The sequence below is a fragment of the Staphylococcus sp. FSL W8-0305 genome (genome assembly GCF_037966415.1).
GTDB classification, from domain to species: domain Bacteria; phylum Bacillota; class Bacilli; order Staphylococcales; family Staphylococcaceae; genus Staphylococcus; species Staphylococcus aureus.
Window position 1 is genome coordinate 2032070 of record NZ_CP150198.1, and the last position, 23066, is coordinate 2055135.

Sequence of the window (23066 nt, forward strand, 5' to 3'; positions counted from 1 at the left end):
ATTGAGAAAATTACAAGCGCGTAATCATACAGGTCTGTCTTAAGGGAGTCTTCGAACCCTGATGTTGTAGTATGTCAAAACATTTAGTCAATCATATAGGTGACTTGATTTAACTTTATCTGATAGTCTGATTGTAATGATTGTACTAATTGAATGGAGGCGTATGTAATTGAATCTGAGTAAACAAATTAAAAAGTATCGGGAACGAGATGGTTATTCACAAGAATATCTTGCTGAAAAGTTATATGTATCTAGGCAGAGTATTTCTAATTGGGAAAATGACAAAAGCTTACCAGACATACATAACTTATTAATGATGTGTGATTTGTTCAATGTAACTTTAGATGATTTAGTAAAAGGGACCATTCCATTTGCACCTGATATTAAAGCGCAACGAAGTCTTAACTTATGGACATATGTGATGCTTATTTTCATGACACTAGCTGCAATTTTAACAGGACCTTTAGTTGTTTATTGGAATTGGGCTTGGGGTATAACGGTGATAGTCATTTATGGAATAGGTTATTATGCATCTATGAAAATAGAAGACTTTAAAAAAGTGCATAAAATGGATAACTACGATCGAATTGTTGCTTTTATGAATGGAAAAGATCCTAGTGAAGTACAAACGACTAAAGCTAGAAATATAAAAACAGGTGTACTTTCTTTCATAGCATTTGTTGGTGCAATCATTCTTATAGCTTTGATTAGTATGCATCTGGCAAATAAGTTTTTATAAATCATCGTGGTATGGCCTCATATTATTTATATTATCTAAAATAGCATAAAAAAATACCAACAAGATTTAGAACCTTGTTGGTAATCAAAGCGATTCATTTATAATGAGTCGTTTTATTTTGTAAGATTAAACAGTTTGTACGTTAACTGCTTGGTCTCCACGTTGACCTTCAGTGATTTCGAAAGTAACTTTTTGACCTTCTTCTAAAGTTTTGTAGCCATCGCTAGCGATACCTGAGAAATGTACGAATACGTCTCCGCCATTTTCTTGTTCGATGAAACCAAAACCTTTTTCTGCGTTAAACCATTTTACTGTACCGTTATTCATATAGAAAACCTCCGTGTGCTTTTGCACTTAATATTTGTAACAAATTCATAACTAAAAAAGAGGATATTCTAAACAAATACACTACAATTTAATTCACGAGCTTTTATTACGTAAGTCCAACTATACGCTCATATTGGCATAATGTACAGTGTTTTTTGAAAATAAATTTAAAAAGATTTTTAAAAACCTTAGAAACGTTGATTTAAAGGGGTTTATAAGCATTTGAAAATTTATCAATTATATTGATATATCGGTCTAAATACTGATACCATTTTTATCTTTTGTAAAATGATTGACGTTGTATATCTTATAGAGCTCTCCAAAATATATATCTGTTAATTTATCAAAAAAATATTGACAAATTGGTGAATATAAGAAAATATAAATAATATACATATATATGTATAAATTCAAGTTAATGAGTTTTTATCTTTCTAAACAGTCTTATTGCAGAAAGAGTTAACTAAAAATTATAGGTGTCATATGAGTCGTAATTTAATACATTTATCCATAGGGGTCGCTATATTTATAATTTCTTTCTCGTTTTATTTATTAAATCAACCAAATAATTGGGCATGGAGCAGTCTAAATATATGTATAAATGATTCAAAGCCATCCAATGTAAAAGTTACTATTTTAGATACGGGTATTAATAATACAAGAATAAACAATAATTTTGTTACAAAAAGATACAATGCTATAAACAATCATAATCAAATAACTACAGATAGTAATCACGCCACTCAAGTAGCAAGTATTATCACATATGGAGAACATAAAGAAAAGTTGATTGGTATCAGTAAATCAGTAAGTATTTATGACGTTAAAGTATTAGATGATAACCTTAAAGGCGATATAGACAACATAATAAAAGGCATAACTTGGAGTATCAAAAATGACGTAAATATTATTCATATGAGTTTTGGCTTTCAGCGTTACAATAAAGAATTACATGATGCTATAAAGAACGCTAAAAATAAAGGTATTATCTTAGTAGCCGCAGCAGGGAATAACATGGATGATTATAGTGACTATCCAGCACGTTTTAACGAAGTATATTCTATCACAGCAATAGACAAAAACAATAAGCCATTTATATATGCACCTACTAAAAAAATCGATTTTAAAGCTCCTGGCGTAGACGTATATACAAAAGGATCAAAAGATGAGTTACTTACTGTAAATGGAACATCTTTTGCAGCCGCCTATTTCACTGCTTATCTGACAAATAATCTTGAATTCCGAAATGACTTACCACATATTTTAAAAGAATATCCAATAAAATAACGCATCAAAGGAGAAAACATGAAAAACAAGATAATTATCCTATTTCTAGCAATTATTATAACTTTTACTTACGGAAACTTTGCAGAAGCTTCTGTGGTTATAAAAGAAGCTAATATTAACAATTCGAATAGTAAAATAAACACAAATAAAATTAACGAGAATATTTACAGTAAAAATAATCGTAATTACATTGACAATAACTTTAAATCTAAAGATTTAAACATTGAAAGCAGTTTAGAACACGACCTAAATACAGATAAAATTACTGTAGATGCTTCATTAAAAGATAATTATAATAATAAACTTGATAAAACTTATGATGTTAAATTTTTAAGGATTGTTAATGAAAATGACTTTAAGGCAGAATTTACCGACCAAGATACGGGAGAAAAAATAATATATGATACGAATGAGGTTAAAGCTTCAATTGCACCTGTAGTGGCTGTATTAGTAGGATTCATCGCCAAACAAGGACTTAAGAAAGCTATTCAAAAATATGGTAAGACAGTTGTAACATCAATGATTCGTACAAGCCCTCAAGTTGCCGCGCAGGCAGCTAAAAAATTGGGTTATTCTGCTACAAAGCATGTATCCCATGGCAAAAAAGTGTTCAAGAAAAATAGTAAAGGGCGTCCTCAATATATATCTGTCGATAAAGATGGACACCGAGGAGGAGCATGGAAAGGTGCAAGCAGTATTAAGAATTTAGGTAGCAAGAAAACAAGAAGTGGTACATACGATGCTAACCTAAAAAGAATTGGAGATTAAAATGATTATTAACCTTGAAACACAACAAATACATTTTGATTTAGAACATGAAATTCCCTATTTTCAATCACCTGAGAAAAATAGGATACGCTTAGATATTGATGTTCTCAATAAAAAGCAAATTTCTAATATTATTAATGTTATATTTAATAACCAATCAAAGACGAAATGTACATTTTTGTCTGAATACTTATATCCTGTTAAATTTAGAGAAAAAACAAGAATTGGTCGTTTTTTTAATATTACTAACTGGTACGAAGAAATCCATTCTGCCGATGAGAAGTATGTTATTGCAACTATTAAAAATATAAAAAACAAAGACTTAATTGATTATTCTTTATATATTAAAAAAGGTTTAGTGGAGCCATTTATTGTATTCTATAATCAAGAAAATATATTCTACATTAGCAATGCTGTTATAGATATCATCAGTGTATCCAAAGATACTCTTGGTTATATAAAGTCAGAATTCAATGATCACTGTGCTTCGCCATACTGATTTTATAGCACAGAGAAAAGCCGTAGTTTCGAAGAGACCAACGGCTTTTTTATAAATCTTTAGATTGTCAAATTAAGCTGGACAGTTTATCATCTTTGATGAAACTCATAAATACTTCCAATGGTGTTCTATAACCTAAAGATTTTCTAGGACGATGATTGATTTTTTGAGCAACACTGATGATATGATCATCCGTTACTAAATTGAAATCCAGTTCCTTATCTAATCCACTGCGTCTAAGTATTCCGTTAGAATGTTCATTTAAACCTCGCTGTGCTGGCATGCTTGGATCAGCAAAAAATATAGATATATCGTGACAGTTACATATTGTTTTCCAGTTTGAGAACTCCTTACCACAATCAAAAGTAATTGATTTAAATATATGAGAAGGTAAAGCAGAAAACATTGAGTTCAGAGCATTTTCTATATCAGTTGCCTTACGACCTAAGGATCGTAAGGTGATAATCATCTTGGATACTCTTTCTACCAAAGTAATGATTGCACTACCATGACGACCAACAATAGTATCTCCTTCGAGATGTCCAAACTCCTTATTGAATAAAGGGAACTCTTCTATTCTTTCAGAAATATGTCTTTTAAAAGTCTATCCACCTCTTTTTTCAGAATGGCCATTTGGCTTTCTTTTACATTTCATAGGTAAATCATGTACAGCAAAAATGTTCTCTTTAAACATTCTGTAAAGTGTTTTAACAGAACAATTGATCGTGTGTTCACCTCTGCCAATAATAGTATCAGGTGTCTATCCATCAGCTACGTTCTCTCGGATATAATCTGACTGTTCTTCTGGAAGCACTATTCTATGTCTCCCACAATTAGACTTTCTTTGTTTGTATTCTTGATAATATTCAAGGGCAGACATACCCGACTTAAAAGCATTGATTACGTTATAAATTGTCTGTCTAGAACGTTTCAATCTACTCGAAATCTCTTTAACTGAAAGATTCTAGTGATAATATGAGTCTATGAACGTAAGTTCATCCGTGTTAAGGTGTGTATAGGCCATTCTGTACTAACTCCTTATGTTTTCTTTGGTAGGAAATACATATTGAGTTTAGCACAGAAGGCTTATTTACCTTTTTCTTCGCGGCGTTTTAAATAATAAGCGCCACCTAATAAACCAGCTGGAATACCTATAATTGGTGTTGTAACGGTGCTTAAGACAATAACAATAATTGCTAAAGCAATAACGTTATACCAAGTTACAGTCAAGTTTTTTAAATCCTCGTATGATTGTTTTACTAATTCTCTAAATTTCATGATTCAATCTCTCCTTTTTATAAATCAGTTAATAGTTATACTGCATTGCTTAAAATCAAAATCTCAATGAATCATCTTTTAATCACAAGTGTTAAATGGTTTTCTTAATCAATTTATTTGAATGTACAAAAGCGATTAAAGCAAAAACAATGTAAATGAGTGTGTATACAATGATTACTATAATAACCGGCATGAAGGATATATTACCCATCAATTTCATAAATGCTATTGCGGCGAATACTGCATGTAATATAGCAATCAATAATGGTAAACCGAAGTTGAAAGTAATTTTTAGTAATAATCCTTTAAGCATATCTGTGTGCGTAAAGCCTATGCGTTTTAATATTCTGAAGTTACTTAGTTCATCCTCAGTTTCATCCATTTGTTTAATATAAATAATACATCCAGCTGCTACTAAAAATGCTAATCCTAAAAATGAAGTAACGAATATTAGAATACCGTTAGTAGCATCGACCTCTTTTTTCATGTCATCATAAGTGATGATTTTGTCTCCAAACTGTTTTGCAATTGCTTGAGCTTTTTTCTTTTGTGATGTTTGTTTAATATCATATCCATAAAAAGTATGAACGTTATTTTGTGTTTTCAATTGCTGATACTTTTCTGGACTTACTTCAATGACAGGTGAATTAAAGCTTAGATTTAAAGGATAAACCTTGTCTTTGTCTTCTTGTGTAACACGAAAAGTCTCGTTCTTTGTACCTTTTACTACTAAATCATTGTTTAAATGAATATTAATCACGTTAGGAAGTGATTTTGTATTTGTAATGATGGCATTGTTACCAGTTAACTTTGTATTTGCACTTAAAATAGAATTCGTGCGACCTGAATCACTACCATTTTCCAAAGTAATAACCTGATCTTTAACATTATCTACAGTAATAGTTTCATAATAATTTTTAGAAAATGTAATATGTTGTTGGCTTAGTTTAGATTCAAATTGTTGCGCATCTTGAGAGGCGACCACGTTAAAATCATTGGGTGCCATAGATGTAAGGGTTTGATCGGTATTTGATTTAGATAATGCTGCGAAACACAATACAGTTACTGTAACTGCAGAAATAATTGCAATGATAGTTAAAGACATGGCATTTTTCTTCATTCTGTACATAATAGAAGATGTAAATACAACATCTGTAATAGATACGCGTCCATTTTTAGATTTTTTCAAAGTTTTAAAAATTAGTGACACGGAACTTCTGAAGAATAAATAGGCACCTACAACCGTTAAAAATAAAATGATAAACGGTGATGTCATAGCCATAGTTAGTGCTTTGAACGTACCAAACATTTCTGTCGCCATATAATATCCTAGTGCAATCATAGCAATACCTAATACGCCTGAAATGACTTCTATAACTGTAACTTTCGCAGTTGTAACATCAGTCTTAACTGAGTCTTTCATCATTGATAAGATACTGCGTCTTTTTAAAAATAAACTGCTTTGAAATAAAATCAGTATATACGCAATAATTAGCATTAAAATAGTTAAAACAAGGGCCATAGGTTCGAAATGTATCGATAAGTTAATCGATAATGACATCAATTTAGATACAATGGAAAGCAATAATTGTGCACCTGCAATGCCACATAATACACCGACAACACCTGTGATTATAAATACAATCATTTGTTCAAGTGCTAACATTTTCAAAATGTTTTGTCGTGTTAAACCAATCAACTGAAATAGCGCAAATTCACGTGTACGACGTTTCACGAATAAATGATTGGCATACATTAAAAAGATGACAATAATGATAAATAAAAATATTGATCCGACTAAAGCACCTTTCTTAATGATAGCCATCGAGTCGTCATTATTTACACCTTTAGTAAACTGTAAGGTTGTAAAACTGAAATATAAGACGATGCTAAAAAATAATGAAAATAAATACATTGCATAATGTTTTAAGTTTTGACGTAAGTTTTTTAAAACGATATGGTTAAATGTCATTTGAGACACCACCTAATACTGATTGAAGATGTACAATGTCTTCATAAAAGGCCTGTTTAGAACGTCCTTCCTGATAAAGTTGTGTATGAATTTGGCCATCTTTTAGCATGATGACACGTTCTGCAAAACTTGCTGCAACCGGATCATGTGTAACCATGACAATTGTGGTATCAAACGATTTATTCATTTCTTCCAAACGTTGTAATAAATCATTTGCACTTTTCGAGTCGAGTGCGCCTGTTGGCTCATCTGCAAATATGATTTGTGGTTTGTGAACAAATGCTCTCGCTGCTGCAGTTCTTTGTTGTTGACCACCAGATAATTCGCTAGGGTATTTATTTCCTAGGTCATAAATACCTAATGCTGTTGTGATTGCTTTATAATTTTCTTCCATTGTTGCTTTCGACATTTTTTGAACAGATAAAGGTAACATAATGTTTTCTTTAACAGTTAATGTCGGCAGAATACTGTAATCTTGGAAGATGAAACCTAATGATTCTTTACGGAATTTGGCAAGTGCTTTTTGATTAAGTTTATTAAGCTCTTGTCCGTTAGCAATCACGCTACCGCTAGAAATTTGGTCAATTGAACTTAGTACATTTAATAAGGTTGTCTTACCTGATCCAGAAGGCCCCATAATCGCAACGAATTCGCCTTTTTGTATGTCAAAGTTAATATCTTTAAGTGCTTGAAATGTGTGCTTTTTACCGTATGTTTTTGAAACATGTTGCACTGATAATATCGTCATAGTATCACTCCTTTTGTATTTAAATTCATTTTAAATAATAAGTAGAACAGTAGCCTTTATCTAAACTTACAATTCAATGTTTGAATCTTACATAGTTGAAAGATATTAATATATCGTGATTTTCTCGGGTGAATTTGGATTATTGGAAAGCAGTTCAACTAATTTGAGCATCACAGTATTTGCACTGAGGAAATGTTTCTATAAGTTAAGATGAGGGAATTTAAACAATGAATAATAGTGACACTAATTAAAATATAAAGAAGGCGTTGTTTGAAAGGAAATGATTGTTATGGAAAAAGGAAATCAAGGAATTAAATGGTCTAGTTTGATTATGGGTGTGTTGTTATTAATGTTAGCAGTTGTTATTTTTACATTCCCAATTGAAAACTTTTATGCAATCACATGGTTAATTGGATTATTTGTATTGATTAATGGTGTGATTCAAATTGTTTATCGTAGAAAAGCCAAAGCTTTAGTTGGTGGTAACCAAAATTGGATTCTGTTTATGGGGATTGTAGATATTCTATTTGGTCTTATTGTCATTTTTAATGTTGGTGCTAGCTCGGCATTTTTTATCTACATGTTTGCATTTTGGTTTATTTTTAGTTCTATTGCTGGATTATTTACGTTTTCAGGTAGTGGTAGCTTAAAACTAATTTCAGTGATTTTTAATTTATTAGGTATTGTTTTCGGTGTCATTTTATTATTTAATCCATTAATGGGTATCGTCTTTATTTCGACGATGATTGCTATTGCATTTGTATTCGTAGGTGTCATTTATGTTGTAGATGCACTTGCTTAAGTAAAATGAAGCGGTTCAAAAGAAGGGTGTGGCATGAAGTTTGTGCCATATCCTTTTTGTTGTGTTTGCACAGAGTGTCAATAAAGAAATACTTTTTCTTTAGAAATTAGTATTTTTTATGCATGCGTTTTACGCATGAATGTCTATTTATAAGTACACACGAGCTCTGGCTAATGTGTGAGAACCACTAAATCATTAATTGTTAGTGGCGCTGTATCATTTTTTCCCACATCCTAACGAACATGTGTATTAAAAAAGGACGTTACCTACATTAAAGTAAGTTACGTCCGTATTTTTATGATTAATTGTCGCTGTTTTCAAGTCGACTAATTGTTACATTTAATCCAAAATATTTTGTTAAAAATTGTTTATAGTTATCTTTTGTGATAGCTAACTTTTCTGGCGTTCCATCTTTTGTTAAAGTTAAATGGTTTTCAGACATTGTAGCACGTCCAAATGATTGTGGCATTGTAATTAATAAATGTTTTACAAATACTGAATCAGGATGTGTTTGATTATATTCAATGTTTTGATCGAATTCTTCTATTTCTCTAGCCTTGAATTCAGCTTCGTATTTTGTATGCCAATGATTATTTTCATATTTTTGAACATAGAAAATGTCCTTATCCTCACTGTTGAAAATAGCGCGGAATGTCCCACTGATATCAGTGATCTGCTGTGTATCATCTGGTAAAGTAATCGGTATGGCATTTAGAGGTAAGTCTCCAAAGCCGACATCGGTTACATAAAAGACATTATTAATAGAAACAACAAGTGATGCATGTGAACCGTTTTGACTACGACCGCCACCGGGTGTATGAATGGTAGCCGACATTAATTCTGGGTTAAATCCTTTTTGTTGTAAATATGCTTTGAAAAATGTGTTTAACTCATAACAAAAACCACCGCGTTTATCATGAACAATTTTATTGAAAAGTGCATCGATATCTACAGATATTGGTTTACCATTTTGAACATCAATATTTTCGAAAGGCACCGTTAACATAAAGCGAGTCGCATAATAATTTAATGCTTCAATACTCGGTTGATTATAACGAGTTGGTTCAATTTGTAGATAATCTTCTAACTTTGCAATATTCATTAGTATATCGCCTCCTGTATTAAAGACTATAAGAGAATTGTAAACAGAAATGCTAAAATTTTAAATAATAAAGCACTGGATTTTACAAGATCTATTTTAGATAGAAAAATACGCTCTCAAAATGAGGTCATCTCTAAAAGAAACGATTTAAAGATGACTACTGAGAGCGTATTCTAAAGGAGTCAGTATGCAGGGTGTCTAAAAACGCAATAATAAAAAGATGATTGCAAGACAAGTTACTTTATTTAGACCATTTGTGTTCTATGCGACCAAACTTCCAAATTAAACTCGAAATAAGCCAAGTAATTAAAAATAAAGCGACTAGAATATAGCCTAAATAATCAAATTCGATTGAACTAATAAATGCCCAAAATGCACCGTGTAAGTCTAGCTTATCAGCAAGAATTTGCAGCAATTCAATCATCCCAATCACTAATGCAGCTATGACGGATATCGCAGTAATCGTTATATTGTAATAGATTTTGCGAATAGGATTGAAGAATGCCCAATTATAGGCATATTTCATTACAACACCATCTAAAGTATCCAACAAACTCATACCTGATGCGAATAAAATTGGTAAAGATAAGATTCCGATAAATGAAATGGCCTGTTGTGACGCGCCTGAAGAAAGAGCGAGTAACGCAATTTCACTAGCTGTATCAAAACCAAGTCCAAATAAAAAGCCAAGTGGCAATACGTGCCAACTACGCGTGATTAATTTGAAATAAGGTCCTACAAATCGAGAAACAAATCCTCTAGATTCAAGTAATGCATCGACTTCAGCTTCTTCAATGTGTTCACGACGTAATTTAGCGAACAAGTTAATTAAAGAGATTAAAATAATTAGATTCAACACACCGATAAGCACTAAAAAGAAACCTGATACTAGTGTACCAATCGTTCCACCAATATCTTGGAAATGTGGTAATTCATCTTTAGCCCATTTTACAGATACCCCTAAAAAAACAGCCATTAAAAATACAACAGATGAATGTCCAATTGAAAAGTAGAAACCAACACCAGATGGATCTTTGCGTTGCTGTAATAATTTGCGAACCGTATTATCTATCGCGGCGATATGATCAGCATCAAATGCATGACGTAAACCTAATGTATATGCAAGAATCCCCATACCAAATAAGATATGATGGTCTTTTCCAGCAATCCATAAAAAACTAAACCCAATAACGTGTAACAAAATGACAATAGCTATGTATGGTAACCAGCTTAAGCGCTCATTTTTAAAAACAGTCAAAATATATCCTTCTTTCATAACATGATATTTAATCATACTGTATGTTCAATGTGCACTCTAGTAATAAGTGTTCATATAACAAAAATGTTATGCAAAATTATTTGTTATATAAAAATATACATGTAAAAGCAAAAGAATTTTTTGCGATATATAATTTGAGTCATTAACCAACAACAATGTAAGATGTCACTTTGCTTAACTTGGCATCCTTTTTATGATTTTCAAATTCAAAAAAATGAGCAAAATGAATCTCTTTACCAGTTTTTAATATTTGACTACCGTGCATGGAACCGAAATAGCCATGTGTGATGATGGATTGAATATTGAGCGAAGCAATCTCTTTATAATGATTAGATAGTTCTTGAATTAATATTTGAGGTCCATAAATGTCAAAGTGTCCAGGCACAGACCAAATAAATTCTGTTGTAACCAGTGAACGTAATAATTCAATATCTAATGCTGCTGTAGCAACTATAAAATCTATCATTTGTTGACGTTTAGGGGCATGATTGCATGGCACGTCTCCTGTTAATAAAAAAGGTAATGATGAATGAACTTCCGTTTTAAAATGTAGTTGGTGCTGAAATAAAGCTTGTTCCAATATTGATATAGCTTTAGGACCAACGCCATGCATCTCCATTAGAGATGACTTTGTATATTGTGATACATCTTCTAATGTGTATATACCTTGTGAATTTAATGCACGTGTTGCAGGCTTTCCAATTTTAGGTAAAGTCATTTGTATCCATCCTTTATGTTGTTTGGTAGTCTTTCTGGCAATATACCCTGATTTGTACAGAATTATTTATAAAATTAATATTGTTTAGTGGTTGGCGAATAAATGTGGAAAATATAAACAAAATGATATCTTTATCGAAATATTATTAGTAAAATCGTTATATTAGCTTAACTAAGTGAGCGTAACATGTTAAAAATTTGGGAGAGTAAGGAGGTATGTAAGTGAATACAGAATATAAAAAAGGTATATTTTTAGCACTTAGTGCTTACATTCTGTGGGGAATACTACCTATATATTGGCAGTTCGTTGATGCAATAGGCGCATTTGAAATTTTAGCCTTTCGTATTATATTTTCAGTAATATTCATGATTTTCATACTCGCGGTTGGACAAAAACAACGCAATGCATTTCAACGAGATATGAATCAATTGTTAGCCAAGCCCATTCAATTACTAGCAATTGTCGTAGCGGGTTATGTTATCACATTAAATTGGGGTACATTTATTTGGGCTGTAACGAACGGTCACGTACTACAAACAAGTTTAGGTTATTATATAAATCCACTTGTTAGCATTTTGCTCGCACTTATCTTTTTAAAAGAAAGATTCAATAAATTTGAATGGCTAGCCATTTTATTCGCATTCATCGGTGTATTATATATGACGCTCAAGATTGGAGAATTCCCAATCGTCTCTATTATATTAGCGTTATCCTTTGGTACATACGGATTATTAAAAAAAGTAGTACATATTGATGCCATCAGCAGTATTACGATTGAATGTATTGTTACCGCACCTGCTGGACTCATATACGTTATTTATTTATGGCAGCAACATCAGATGTCATTTGGATTGAACATGTCATCATTTTGGTTATTATTTTCTGGTGCTATTACGGCAATACCACTAATCCTATTCTCAGCCGGGGCAAAACGTATTCCACTTTCGCTAATAGGATTTATTCAATACGTTGGACCAACAATAATGTTTGTACTCGGCATATTTGTTTTCAAAGAGCCTTTTAGTATAGATCAATTAATTACGTTTATATTTATTTGGACAGGTATTGTGTTATATAGTCTTTCTCAATACATTAAATTGAAGAAACATCCGGTCGCAAAAACCCTATAAAATGCGAGGAGAGATAATTATACATGTTTTCAACTTCCTTTGTGCTATGTTAAGGTGAGACTGAGGTATGTGTGCAGTAATAGTGACAGCCGTATAAATTTGAAACATTAAATATAAAATAAAGCACTTTCGTTGAATTCATAATTAAATGAATTTAAGCGAAAGTGTTTTTTGTTTGATGATTTATGATACATAAGTAATGTTAATCAATGAAGCGGATTAATATAGAAATGTATTTTATGTGATGTTACGTAATGACTTAAATCTTTATACAAATTTTCAGTGAAGTACGCAATGATTTAAAGGATAAACGTATTTTAAAAAGGGGAGTCTTGATTTAGCAAAGATTGATTTTAAATACAAATTAAAAACAGGCTGGGACATAAATCAATGTTCTATGCTCTACGATGTTATATTGGCAGTAGTTGACTGAACGAAAATGCGCTTGTAACAAGCTTTTTTCAATTCTAGTCAACCTTGCCGGGGTGGGACGACGAAATAAATTTTGCGAAAATATCATTTCTGTCCCACTCCCTAATTTAAACATTTTAAAATATACCAATTACTTTCATCCAAAGTGATCCTAAACCAATCCAGATAATAAAGTAGACGAAACCTAATATTAAGTTCATTGTCCACCAACGTTTTTGAGTCACGTAACCTGAAGAGAAGAGAATCGGCGCTGGACCACTACTATAGTGTGTTGTTGAAGCTAATAGGTTACCAAAGAAACCTAACATTAATGCACTGAATAATGGTGGTGCACCGGCTGCGATGGCAACGCCTAGTAATGCTGCATACATAGCACTGATATGTGCTGTAGAACTTGCAAATAAGTAATGTGAATAGAAGTAGAACAATATTAAAATGACCAGTACTATAGGCCAGCTTAATCCACCAAGACTTGTAGCAATGGATTTACTTAACCAAGGAATAAATCCAAGCTTGTTCAATTGGTCGGCCATTAACACTAACACTGAGAACCATACTAATGTGTTCCAAGCACCTGTTTCGTTTAAAATGTCTTGCCATGTTAAGACGCCTGTCAATAATAACAATGCTAGCGCAATAAAGGCCGTTAAAGTTGCATCAATATGAATGAAACTTCCGACAATCCATAGTGTTAGAGCAATGACAAAAATACCAATCATAAATTTTTCAGCTAAAGCGATTTTACCCATAGTCGCTAATTCATTTTCAGCCCAACTTTTAGCATTTGGTGTTTCTTTAACAGTTGGTGGATAAATTTTATAAATGATAAAAGGTACAACAATTAAGGAAACAAGTCCAGGAACTAAAGCAGCTAAGAACCAATTCATCCATGTAATGTGAACATTAGATGTGCTAGATGCTAAATTTTGTGCAAGGGGATTACCGGCCATTGCAGTTAAAAACATAGCCGCAGTAATTAAGTTACCTTGGAATTCTGTGAAAACTAGAAATGCACCCATTTTACGTGATGATTCGTCTTTCGGTTTCGAACCAAATGATTCAGAAAGTGATTTGATAATTGGGAACATGATTCCACCTGCACGCGCGGTATTACTTGGTGTAGCAGGCGCTAGAATTAAATCTACACCGACGATAGAATATGCTAAGCCTAATGTTTTTTTACCAAATAATTTGACGAAATGAAGTGCGATACGTCTACCAAGACCTGTTTTCACAAATCCTCTTGAAATGAAAAAGGCCATAGCAATTAACCAAATGCTATTATTACCAAAACCAGCGACAGCCGTTTTCATGTCAACAATGCCAACGAGTACCATGATTGTAAATCCAATTATAGAGACAGCCCCAATTGGCATCGGTTGTGTAATACAAGCAATGATTGTCGCGACGAATATTGCGAACATATACCATGCTGTTGGATCCACAGTATCCGGTTTAAAAGGTGTAAGTGCCCAAATTAGGAGACCTACAACGATAGGGAGTATAAACTTACGATATTTAACCGTGTTTTCCATGTTAAAACGTCCTTCTTTCTATGTTTTATACATATTTCAATTTAAGAATAAAGCTAACTACAAAAGATGTACAGTAATAATTAAATATAAAATTAAATTAACGAAATCATTAATATAATTATTTTTCGAGAAGCAGTGAAGAACTGGTATAGTTGGTGTTTATTAAATTTAAAAGATTTTGAAAATGAACTAATATACTAAGAAATTAATTGATACAAGTTAACTTCATGCACTTGTATTCGTTATACTGTATATATTTTGCATAATAAAATAATAATATGAATTTTTGATAAATTTCATTGAATAAGAACTAAATTAGTTTATAATTTATTATTAGTATCCTGTGGATATGACATAGAGTATAAGGAGGGGTTTTTATGAACAAAAATGTGTTGAAGTTTATGGTCTTTATAATGTTATTAAATATCATCACACCTTTATTTAATAAAAATGAAGCATTTGCAGCACGAGATATTTCATCAACGAATGTTACAGATTTAACTGTATCACCGTCTAAGATAGAAGATGGTGGTAAAACGACAGTAAAAATGACGTTCGACGATAAAAATGGAAAAATACAAAATGGTGACACGATTAAAGTGGCATGGCCGACAAGTGGTACAGTAAAGATAGAGGGTTATAGCAAAACAGTATCATTAACTGTTAAAGGTGAACAGGTGGGTCAAGCAGTTATTACGCCAGACGGAGCAACAATTACATTCAATGATAAAGTAGAAAAATTAAGTGATGTTTCGGGATTTGCAGAATTTGAAGTACAAGGAAGAAATTTAACGCAAACAAATACTTCAGATGACAAAGTAGCTACGATAACATCTGGGAATAAATCAACGAATGTTACGGTTCATAAAAGTGAAGCGGGAACAAGTAGTGTTTTCTATTATAAAACGGGAGATATGCTGCCAGAAGATACGACACATGTACGATGGTTTTTAAATATTAATAATGAAAAAAGATATGTATCGAAAGATATTACTATAAAGGATCAGATTCAAGGTGGACAGCAGTTAGATTTAAGCACATTAAACATTAATGTGACAGGTACACATAGCAATTATTATAGTGGACCAAATGCAATTACTGATTTTGAAAAAGCCTTTCCAGGTTCTAAAATAACTGTTGATAATACGAAGAACACAATTGATGTAACAATTCCACAAGGCTATGGGTCACTTAATAGTTTTTCAATTAACTACAAAACCAAAATTACGAATGAACAGCAAAAAGAGTTTGTTAATAATTCACAAGCTTGGTATCAAGAGCATGGTAAGGAAGAAGTGAACGGGAAAGCATTTAATCATACTGTGCATAATATTAATGCTAATGCCGGTATTGAAGGTACTGTAAAAGGTGAATTAAAAGTTTTAAAACAGGATAAAGATACCAAGGCTCCTATAGCTAATGTAAAATTTAAACTTTCTAAAAAAGATGGATCAGTTGTAAAGGACAATCAAAAAGAAATTGAGATTAAAACAGATGCAAACGGTATTGCTAATATTAAAGCGTTGCCTAGCGGAGACTATATTTTAAAAGAAATAGAGGCGCCAGCACCGTATACATTTGATAAGGATAAAGAATATCCGTTTACTATGAAAGATACAGATAATCAGGGATATTTTACGACTATTGAAAATGCAAAAGAGATAGAAAAAACAAAAGATGTTTCTGCTCAAAAGGTTTGGGAAGGCACTCAAAAAGTGAAACCAACGATTTATTTCAAGTTGTACAAACAAGATGACAATCAAAACACAACACCAGTAGACAAAGCAGAAATTAAAAAATTAGAAGATGGAACGACAAAAGTGACATGGTCTAATCTTCCGGAAAATGACAAAAATGGCAAGACTATTAAATATTTAGTTAAAGAAGTAAATGCTCAAGGTAAAGATACAACACCAGAAGGATATACTAAAAAAGAAGATGGTTTAGTGGTTACTAATACTGAAAAACCAATCGAAACAACATCAATTAGTGGTGAAAAAGTATGGGACGACAAAGACAATCAAGATGGTAAGAGACCAGAAAAAGTCAGTGTAAATTTATTGGCTAATGGAGAGAAAGTAGAAACGGTAGATGTAACATCTGAAACAAACTGGAAGTACAAATTTAAAGACTTACCGAAGTATGATGAAGGAAAGAAAATAGAATATACAGTGACCGAAGATCACGTAAAAGACTACACAACAGACATCAACGGTACGACAATAACGAACAAGTATACACCAGGAGAGACATCGGCAACAGTAACGAAAAATTGGGATGACAATAATAACCAAGACGGAAAACGACCAACTGAAATCAAAGTTGAGTTATATCAAGATGGAAAAGCAACAGGAAAAACAGCAACATTAAATGAATCTAATAACTGGACACATACGTGGACAGGATTAGATGAAAAAGCAAAAGGTCAACAAGTAAAATACACAGTCGAGGAATTAACAAAAGTTAATGGCTATACAACGCATGTGGATAACAATGATATGGGCAACTTGATTGTGACGAATAAATATACGCCAGAAAAACCGAATAAACCAATCTATCCTGAAAAACCAAAAGACAAAACACCACCAACTAAACCTGATCATTCTAATAAAGTTAAACCAACTCCCCCAGATAAGCCATCAAAAGTGGATAAGGATGATCAACCTAAAGATAATAAAACCAAACCTGAAAATCCTCTAAAAGAATTACCAAAAACTGGTATGAAGATTATAACTTCATGGATTACATGGGTATTTATAGGTATATTGGGATTGTATTTAATTTTAAGAAAAAGATTTAACTCATAAACCATTATAATTATTTTTATAGATAAGGCTATTCTTAGTTCTATGTATAATACATGATATTAATAGGTCACTTTTAATCTGTATGTAAGCAGACTAAGAGTGGCCTTTTAAAAAATAAAAAAATCCGTTAACGTGTTGTTAACGGTTAATAAGCACATATTTATTTAAAATTTTTTAATATACGAGACATCTCTTCAATTTTACCAGCATGAAGTGGGATGTGAATGGCATTTAATACTAATAACTCTTCTAAGTTATTACAACCGACAATTGGTTGTTTCAATTCAATTGCTAAATCATCTTCAGTTAGATTTCGTGCACGTTCAGGTAATGTTTGGAGACTTTCTAAAATCGTTTCAATACTCGGTACTTCATCCTTCCATTCATCTGGAGACGAACCATTTCCGAATAAAGGTCTATATATATTTAAATCAATATTCTCTTTACCAGCAACAGCTAAGGCTGATTCAAAAATTGTTAATACATGCCCAAATTGCCAATGAATGGTATTAGAAAAAGGCTTATGATAATCATCAAGTACCTTTTCAACTTTCCAAGTATCATACACATTTACTAAATATCCTAAACCCATATCAATGACATCAAATACTGTTTTTGTAGTCATTATTAATTCCGCCCCCATAAATAAAACATACTTCCGTAAGTATTACCCTATTAACAAATTTGTTAGTTATTTAAGGAATGTATTTTGTTTGTGCATTTATAACTATTGCGTTGTGCCTAGGGCTAGGTGTAAATCCTCATCATTAGAAATAGCTTCAATAGCTGCAGTCAAACCTGCAACTATCTTTTCTAATGGCATAGATGGTGTATCGGGTTTACCAACGACTTGCTCTGGTATATATGGCACATGAATAAAACCGAATCGAAGGTGAGGGTAATGCTTATCTTGTAAATAACCTAAGTGATAAAGTACGTGATTACATACGAACGTACCTGCACTATTTGAAAGTGCTCCAGGAAGTCCTTGGTTAATAATACTTTGAGTCATTGCTTTAACTGGTAAATTTGAAAAATAAGCTGGCGCACCGTCTAAATGAATGGCTTGATCAATAGGTTGAAAATCATCATTATCTGGAATACGTGCATCATCAATATTAATGGCGACACGTTCTGGGGTAATGGCATTTCTACCACCAGCTTGTCCTATAGCTAGTACAACATCATAATGATTAGATGCCAACGTTTTATTTATAATAGTATCTACTTTCTTAAAAGAGGTTGGTAGTTTTAATTTATCGATTGTATGTGTGCCAATAATATTTTCTAGTTGAGTCACAGCTTCCCAAGAAGGATTAATATCTTGATTGTCAAAAGGCGCGAACCCTGTTACTAAAATGTGCATTTTAAGACACCCCGCAGTATTAAAATTTAATTTAGTATAACATGCGCATAATTAAAAACATATCAGGTTATGCATGCGCATAAAAAAACAGCCTTGAAAAACCTTTATAAATCGGATTTTCAAAGCGTGTTTTGAAAGGTATTTAATTAATACTAAGCATGTTGATGTAAATCATCAAAGTTTGTTAAACGTTGTTGCCACTCATTACCACTAATATTATTTGCTTGAACATAACGATTACGCTCATGTTTAGCACAATCATAAGAGCATGCACCTAAATATTTAGCTTCGTTTTCTTCAGAAACTAATATTTGTTTATTACATTCTGGGTTAGCGCAATTAATATAACGTTCACATGGTTTGCCATCAAACCAATCCTTACCAATAATCGTTTTTTCAACTTGGTTGATATCAACACTGATACGATCATCAAATACATACATTTTACCGTCCCAATATTGACCTTTTGTTTCAGGGTCTTTACCATATGTAGCTATACCGCCGTGAAGCTGCGCTACATCTTCGAAACCTTCTTTTAATAACCAGCCAGAAAATTTTTCACATCGAATGCCACCAGTACAGTACGTAACCACTTTTTTATCTGCAAATAACGCTTTATTCTCTTTAATCCAGTCAGGCAAATCTCTAAAGCGCGTGATATTTGGACGAATTGCACCTCGGAAATGACCTAAATCAAATTCATAATCATTACGTGCATCAATAATGACTGTGTCATCATCTTCAAGAGCTTTTCTAAATTCTACAGGTGATAAATATTGGCCAGTTGTGTGTCTTGGATCGACGTCTTCTTCTAAATCTAAAGCAACAATCTCTTTTCGAGGACGTACATGCATTTTCTTAAAAGCATGTCCTTCAGCTTCATCAATTTTAAACACCATATCTTTGAATCGTTCATCGGCATGCATATGTGCCATATATTGTTCGGTTTCTTCTTTTGTACCAGATAATGTGCCGTTAATACCTTCTGTAGAAACAAGAATTCTACCTTTTAAATGGTGTGCTTTACAAAAGGCTAAGTGATCCTGAGCAAACTGTTCAGGGTCATCAATCGTCGTATATTTATAATATAAAAGAACTTGATAGTTCATAGGTTAATCTCCTTCTAAAAACATGTTATAAGCATGTTAATTTTTAAAATAAAGCGTCAATACGCATATTTGTCTACGTCCATCATTTTAACAGAGTTGTATTGTCATTCAATATTTCTAGCTTGAAATCAGCCACTAGACCGATAAAATAGATAAATGAAAACGTTATCATTTGATTTGATAGTTACCTTGTTTAAAATGAAAATGATAGTTAAAACGAATGAAATGAAAGGAATGATCATGATGTCACAACAAGATTTACCTACATTATTTTATAGCGGGAAGTCTAATAGTGCTGTTCCAATTATATCTGAAAGTGAATTACAAACAATTACAGCTGAACCATGGCTTGAAATTTCCAAGAAAGGATTGCAACTAGAAGGATTGAACTTTGATCGGCAGGGACAACTCTTTTTATTGGATGTATTCGAAGGAAATATTTTTAAAGTAAATCCAGAAACTAAAGAAATTAAGCGGCCTTTTGTAAGCCATAAAGCAAATCCTGCAGCAATCAAAATACATAAAGATGGCCGATTATTTATTTGTTATTTAGGAGATTTTAAATCTACAGGAGGCATTTTTGCAGCGACAGAAAATGGTGACAACATACAAGATATCATTGAAGATCTATCAACAGAATATTGTATTGATGACATGGTATTTGATTCTAAAGGTGGGTTTTATTTTACAGATTTTAGAGGATACTCTACCAACCCACTAGGAGGCGTTTATTATGTTACGCCAGACTTTAAAACAGTGACGCCGATTATTCAAAATATTAGCGTAGCAAATGGTATTGCTTTAAGTACAGATGAAAAAGTACTATGGGTAACAGAAACTACAGCCAATCGATTACATCGCATTGCACTTGAAGATGATGGTGTGACGATACAACCATTTGGAGCTACCATACCGTACTATTTTACAGGTCATGAAGGACCAGACTCATGTTGTATCGATAGTGACGATAATTTATACGTAGCAATGTATGGTCAAGGTCGAGTGTTAGTTTTTAATAAAAGGGGTTATCCAATAGGACAAATATTGATACCAAGCCGAGATGAAGGGCATATGTTACGTTCTACGCATCCGCAATTTATACCTGGCACAAATCAACTCATCATTTGTTCCAATGATATAGAAATGGACGGAGGATCTATGCTTTATACGGTTAATGGCTTTGCAAAAGGGCATAAAAGTTATCAGTTTCAATAAGATCTGCCTGAATGAAGGGCGTCTTAATATAAGTTTAAATGTTAAAATAGTGAATCATAAATTAAAGAAAAATGAGCTTGGGACATTAAGTTCTTAGGCAATGTAAAAAAGCTGATTTCTATTAATTATTTGATAGAAATCAGCTTTTTTTAAATGTATTTGATAATATACAGCTCGTCGAGCTACTATTTTCCTTATATTAAGTGCCATTAATACAAAACCTAGCTCTCGTTTAACTTTATTTATTCCTCGAACTGACATTCGAGTGAAACCCAAAATAGCCTTCATAAATCCAAAAACAGGCTCTACATCAATTTTTCTTTGACTATAGATTTTTTTCGTTTCTGGTTCAGAAAGCTTTTGATTAATTTGGGCTTTAAAGTATTCCCAATTATAATTCTTCATGATTTTCTTATTGGATTTCGAATTTGGCTTCATGCATTGTTGCCTCAAAGAACATGCTGAACAGTCATCGCATTCATATAGTTTGAAGTCACGTTTAAAACCATATCTATCATTACGGTATGCATATCTTTTAAAACCTATTCTTTTGTTATTAGGACATATAAATTCATCATTAAGTTCGTCATATTTCCAGTTTTGAGTGTTAAAAATGTCACTTTTAAACTTTCTCGTTTTATCTTTAATAAACATACCATACGTAATAAGTGGCGTTTTATTAAAATCATCTATAATAGCCATATAGTTTTGCTCACTACCATAACCTGCATCAGCTACAATATACTCCGGTAAATAACCGAAGGTATTTTGAATCATTGTTAAAAATGGAATTAAAGTTCTAGTATCTGTCGGGTTTTGAAATAGGTCATAGGATAAAACAAATTGAGAATTTGTCGCTATTTGTAAATTGTATCCTGGCTTAAGTTGGCCATTTTTCATATGGTCTTCCTTCATTCTCATAAAAGTTGCATCATGATCAGTTTTAGAAAAGCTATTTCTATCTTTAAGAATCGATTTTTGTTCTTCATATTTACTTTTTCTTTCGGAATAATCATCAAATTTCTTTTTGAACTTCTTAATCTCAGTTCTTTTTTTACGGGTCTGTTTTCTAATTTGAGTACAATCTTCGTTCTGAATAGAATGATTTAAATCTTCGATTTCTTTATCTAAATGACTACCAATTAAATCTATTTCTTCTATTGTTAAATCGCTATCTCCATCTTCTTTTATCTCTGGTATTATTTTTTCTTCAACTAAGTCACGATATAATGCTTTTGAATTTTCGTTCAATTTCGATTCGTGATTTTGAATACTTTTCTTCCACACAAATGTATACCTATTGGCATTAGCTTCTACTTTTGTACCATCAATAAAAATTGAATTATCATCAATAAGATTTTGCTTTAAACATTGACTATGAAACTGAATAAATAAAGATTCAATTAATGCATCAGTATTAGGATTTACTCTAAAACGATTAATAGTTTTATAAGAAGGTGTTTGATTTTGAGCTAACCACATCATTCGAATACTGTCATGAAGTAATTTCTCTATTCTACGACCAGAAAATACAGATTGAGTGTATGCATATAAGATAATTTTTAACATCATTTTTGGATGATAGGATGTTGCGCCACGATGATGTCTGAATTCATCGAATTCGCTATCAGGTATCGTTTCAACAATTTCATTAACATATCGTGAAATATCATTTTGAGGAATTCTAACAGAAGTTTCTATTGGTAGTGTAAGTTGGGTCATGTTATAATTTTTATACATAAGGCACCTCGTTAATTTAGTTTAGTGGTATTTATTAAATTATACGAAAGTGTCTTATTTTTTTAAAGTATTTCAAAGTAAAATTACATGTTAATACGTAGTATTAATGGCGAGACTCCTGAGGGAGCAGTGCCAGTCGAAGACCAAGGCTGAGACGGCACCCTAGGAAAGCGAAGCCATTCAATACGAAGTATTGTATAAATAGAGAACAGC

The 23066-nt window shown here is 32.2% G+C and carries 20 protein-coding genes and 1 pseudogene; 8 read left to right on the forward strand and 13 right to left on the reverse strand.

The features are described from left to right. Positions 1 to 169: 169 nt before the first annotated feature. Complete coding sequence (locus NST10_RS09875; protein WP_001054111.1) at positions 170 to 739, forward strand: helix-turn-helix transcriptional regulator; 570 nt, start codon at positions 170 to 172, stop codon at positions 737 to 739. A 126-nt stretch (positions 740 to 865) separates the two neighbouring features. Here NST10_RS09875 and NST10_RS09880 read toward each other — a convergent pair whose 3' ends face one another. Beyond that, the gene (locus NST10_RS09880) at positions 866 to 1066 is read right to left on the reverse strand and encodes a cold-shock protein (RefSeq protein WP_001059079.1); all 201 of its coding nucleotides are present in this window, start codon (positions 1064 to 1066) and stop codon (positions 866 to 868) included. Positions 1067 to 1549: 483 nt separating this feature from the next. On the opposite strand from NST10_RS09880, the gene NST10_RS09885 reads away from it, so the two are divergent. From NST10_RS09885 to NST10_RS09895, 3 genes are read left to right on the forward strand one after another with little or no spacing between them, the layout of a single operon-like run. Next, positions 1550 to 2353: a S8 family serine peptidase gene (locus NST10_RS09885; protein WP_339209766.1), complete on the forward strand. Its 804-nt coding sequence runs from the start codon at positions 1550 to 1552 to the stop codon at positions 2351 to 2353. Positions 2354 to 2371: 18 nt separating this feature from the next. After that, on the forward strand, positions 2372 to 3121 hold the full coding sequence (locus tag NST10_RS09890; protein WP_000790915.1) for an SAR2788 family putative toxin: 750 nt from the start codon (positions 2372 to 2374) through the stop codon (positions 3119 to 3121). Position 3122: 1 nt separating this feature from the next. Further along, positions 3123 to 3620 carry a hypothetical protein gene (locus NST10_RS09895; protein WP_000586234.1) on the forward strand — a complete coding sequence of 166 codons (498 nt, stop codon included), beginning with the start codon at positions 3123 to 3125 and terminating at the stop codon, positions 3618 to 3620. 67 nt (positions 3621 to 3687) lie between these two features. Here the strand turns inward: NST10_RS09895 and NST10_RS09900 are convergent. From NST10_RS09900 to vraD, 4 genes and pseudogenes are all read right to left on the reverse strand, one after another. After that, positions 3688 to 4500 (reverse strand): annotated as a pseudogene (locus NST10_RS09900) (IS30 family transposase). A 206-nt stretch (positions 4501 to 4706) separates the two neighbouring features. Beyond that, positions 4707 to 4898, reverse strand: coding sequence for a peptide resistance ABC transporter activity modulator VraH (gene vraH, locus NST10_RS09905; protein WP_000672024.1), 192 nt, complete (start codon positions 4896 to 4898; stop codon positions 4707 to 4709). Positions 4899 to 4989: 91 nt separating this feature from the next. Continuing rightward, complete coding sequence (gene vraE / locus NST10_RS09910; RefSeq protein WP_000143675.1) at positions 4990 to 6870, reverse strand: peptide resistance ABC transporter permease subunit VraE; 1881 nt, start codon at positions 6868 to 6870, stop codon at positions 4990 to 4992. Continuing rightward, a complete protein-coding gene (gene vraD, locus NST10_RS09915) occupies positions 6860 to 7618 on the reverse strand; it encodes a peptide resistance ABC transporter ATP-binding subunit VraD (protein WP_000154162.1) in 759 nt (252 codons plus the stop codon). The genes vraE and vraD overlap by 11 nt, the downstream gene beginning before the upstream one ends. 289 nt (positions 7619 to 7907) lie before the next feature. On the opposite strand from vraD, the gene NST10_RS09920 reads away from it, so the two are divergent. Beyond that, a complete protein-coding gene (locus tag NST10_RS09920) occupies positions 7908 to 8420 on the forward strand; it encodes an HdeD family acid-resistance protein (RefSeq protein WP_000410770.1) in 513 nt (170 codons plus the stop codon). A 301-nt stretch (positions 8421 to 8721) separates the two neighbouring features. Here the strand turns inward: NST10_RS09920 and NST10_RS09925 are convergent, their stop codons facing one another. The 3 genes from NST10_RS09925 to NST10_RS09935 form a co-directional block, all read right to left on the reverse strand. Continuing rightward, entirely contained in the window at positions 8722 to 9522 is an 801-nt protein-coding gene (locus NST10_RS09925; protein WP_001017413.1) for an arylamine N-acetyltransferase, read from the reverse strand. Between the two features lie 241 nt (positions 9523 to 9763). Continuing rightward, positions 9764 to 10780 carry a HoxN/HupN/NixA family nickel/cobalt transporter gene (locus NST10_RS09930; protein ID WP_000215635.1) on the reverse strand — a complete coding sequence of 339 codons (1017 nt, stop codon included), beginning with the start codon at positions 10778 to 10780 and terminating at the stop codon, positions 9764 to 9766. A gap of 163 nt (positions 10781 to 10943) precedes the next feature. Continuing rightward, positions 10944 to 11519 (reverse strand): DNA-binding protein, encoded by a 576-nt coding sequence (locus NST10_RS09935; protein WP_000174583.1) that lies wholly within the window; start codon positions 11517 to 11519, stop codon positions 10944 to 10946. 221 nt (positions 11520 to 11740) lie between these two features. On the opposite strand from NST10_RS09935, the gene rarD reads away from it, so the two are divergent. After that, the gene (gene rarD, locus NST10_RS09940; protein ID WP_001091175.1) at positions 11741 to 12649 is read left to right on the forward strand and encodes an EamA family transporter RarD; all 909 of its coding nucleotides are present in this window, start codon (positions 11741 to 11743) and stop codon (positions 12647 to 12649) included. A gap of 548 nt (positions 12650 to 13197) precedes the next feature. On the opposite strand, the gene NST10_RS09945 is transcribed toward rarD, so the two are convergent. Further along, positions 13198 to 14616, reverse strand: a complete 1419-nt coding sequence (locus tag NST10_RS09945; RefSeq protein ID WP_000432366.1) for an anion permease — start codon at positions 14614 to 14616, stop codon at positions 13198 to 13200. 377 nt (positions 14617 to 14993) lie between these two features. On the opposite strand from NST10_RS09945, the gene NST10_RS09950 reads away from it, so the two are divergent. Continuing rightward, positions 14994 to 17423 carry a Cna B-type domain-containing protein gene (locus NST10_RS09950; RefSeq protein WP_001039408.1) on the forward strand — a complete coding sequence of 810 codons (2430 nt, stop codon included), beginning with the start codon at positions 14994 to 14996 and terminating at the stop codon, positions 17421 to 17423. A gap of 160 nt (positions 17424 to 17583) precedes the next feature. Here the strand turns inward: NST10_RS09950 and bstA are convergent, their stop codons facing one another. From bstA to NST10_RS09965, 3 genes are all read right to left on the reverse strand, one after another. Then, positions 17584 to 18048: a bacillithiol transferase BstA gene (gene bstA / locus NST10_RS09955; protein ID WP_000208922.1), complete on the reverse strand. Its 465-nt coding sequence runs from the start codon at positions 18046 to 18048 to the stop codon at positions 17584 to 17586. 102 nt (positions 18049 to 18150) lie between these two features. Further along, complete coding sequence (pcp, locus tag NST10_RS09960; RefSeq protein WP_000547818.1) at positions 18151 to 18789, reverse strand: pyroglutamyl-peptidase I; 639 nt, start codon at positions 18787 to 18789, stop codon at positions 18151 to 18153. Positions 18790 to 18941: 152 nt separating this feature from the next. Then, on the reverse strand, positions 18942 to 19898 hold the full coding sequence (locus NST10_RS09965; protein ID WP_001109292.1) for a rhodanese-related sulfurtransferase: 957 nt from the start codon (positions 19896 to 19898) through the stop codon (positions 18942 to 18944). Between the two features lie 243 nt (positions 19899 to 20141). Between NST10_RS09965 and NST10_RS09970 the strand changes: the two genes are divergently transcribed. Then, complete coding sequence (locus NST10_RS09970; protein ID WP_000082568.1) at positions 20142 to 21113, forward strand: SMP-30/gluconolactonase/LRE family protein; 972 nt, start codon at positions 20142 to 20144, stop codon at positions 21111 to 21113. Between the two features lie 93 nt (positions 21114 to 21206). Here NST10_RS09970 and NST10_RS09975 read toward each other — a convergent pair whose 3' ends face one another. After that, a complete protein-coding gene (locus NST10_RS09975; RefSeq protein ID WP_000277741.1) occupies positions 21207 to 22853 on the reverse strand; it encodes an IS1182-like element ISSau3 family transposase in 1647 nt (548 codons plus the stop codon). Between the last annotated feature and the right edge of the window lie 213 nt (positions 22854 to 23066).

Bases quoted from the DNA above. Each gene is read 5' to 3' on its own strand.
- NST10_RS09935 (WP_000174583.1), bottom strand. From the start codon at position 11,519: ATGACTTTACCTAAAATTGGAAAGCCTGCAACACGTGCATTAAATTCA.
- vraD (WP_000154162.1), bottom strand. From the start codon at position 7,618: ATGACGATATTATCAGTGCAACATGTTTCAAAAACATACGGTAAAAAG.
- NST10_RS09920 (WP_000410770.1), top strand. From the start codon at position 7,908: ATGGAAAAAGGAAATCAAGGAATTAAATGGTCTAGTTTGATTATGGGT.
- vraE (WP_000143675.1), bottom strand. From the start codon at position 6,870: ATGACATTTAACCATATCGTTTTAAAAAACTTACGTCAAAACTTAAAA.
- NST10_RS09950 (WP_001039408.1), top strand. From the start codon at position 14,994: ATGAACAAAAATGTGTTGAAGTTTATGGTCTTTATAATGTTATTAAAT.
- NST10_RS09975 (WP_000277741.1), bottom strand. From the start codon at position 22,853: ATGTATAAAAATTATAACATGACCCAACTTACACTACCAATAGAAACT.
- NST10_RS09945 (WP_000432366.1), bottom strand. From the start codon at position 14,616: ATGGAAAACACGGTTAAATATCGTAAGTTTATACTCCCTATCGTTGTA.
- NST10_RS09880 (WP_001059079.1), bottom strand. From the start codon at position 1,066: ATGAATAACGGTACAGTAAAATGGTTTAACGCAGAAAAAGGTTTTGGT.
- NST10_RS09885 (WP_339209766.1), top strand. From the start codon at position 1,550: ATGAGTCGTAATTTAATACATTTATCCATAGGGGTCGCTATATTTATA.
- bstA (WP_000208922.1), bottom strand. From the start codon at position 18,048: ATGACTACAAAAACAGTATTTGATGTCATTGATATGGGTTTAGGATAT.
- NST10_RS09890 (WP_000790915.1), top strand. From the start codon at position 2,372: ATGAAAAACAAGATAATTATCCTATTTCTAGCAATTATTATAACTTTT.
- pcp (WP_000547818.1), bottom strand. From the start codon at position 18,789: ATGCACATTTTAGTAACAGGGTTCGCGCCTTTTGACAATCAAGATATT.
- vraH (WP_000672024.1), bottom strand. From the start codon at position 4,898: ATGAAATTTAGAGAATTAGTAAAACAATCATACGAGGATTTAAAAAAC.
- NST10_RS09925 (WP_001017413.1), bottom strand. From the start codon at position 9,522: ATGAATATTGCAAAGTTAGAAGATTATCTACAAATTGAACCAACTCGT.
- NST10_RS09895 (WP_000586234.1), top strand. From the start codon at position 3,123: ATGATTATTAACCTTGAAACACAACAAATACATTTTGATTTAGAACAT.
- NST10_RS09970 (WP_000082568.1), top strand. From the start codon at position 20,142: ATGTCACAACAAGATTTACCTACATTATTTTATAGCGGGAAGTCTAAT.
- NST10_RS09965 (WP_001109292.1), bottom strand. From the start codon at position 19,898: ATGAACTATCAAGTTCTTTTATATTATAAATATACGACGATTGATGAC.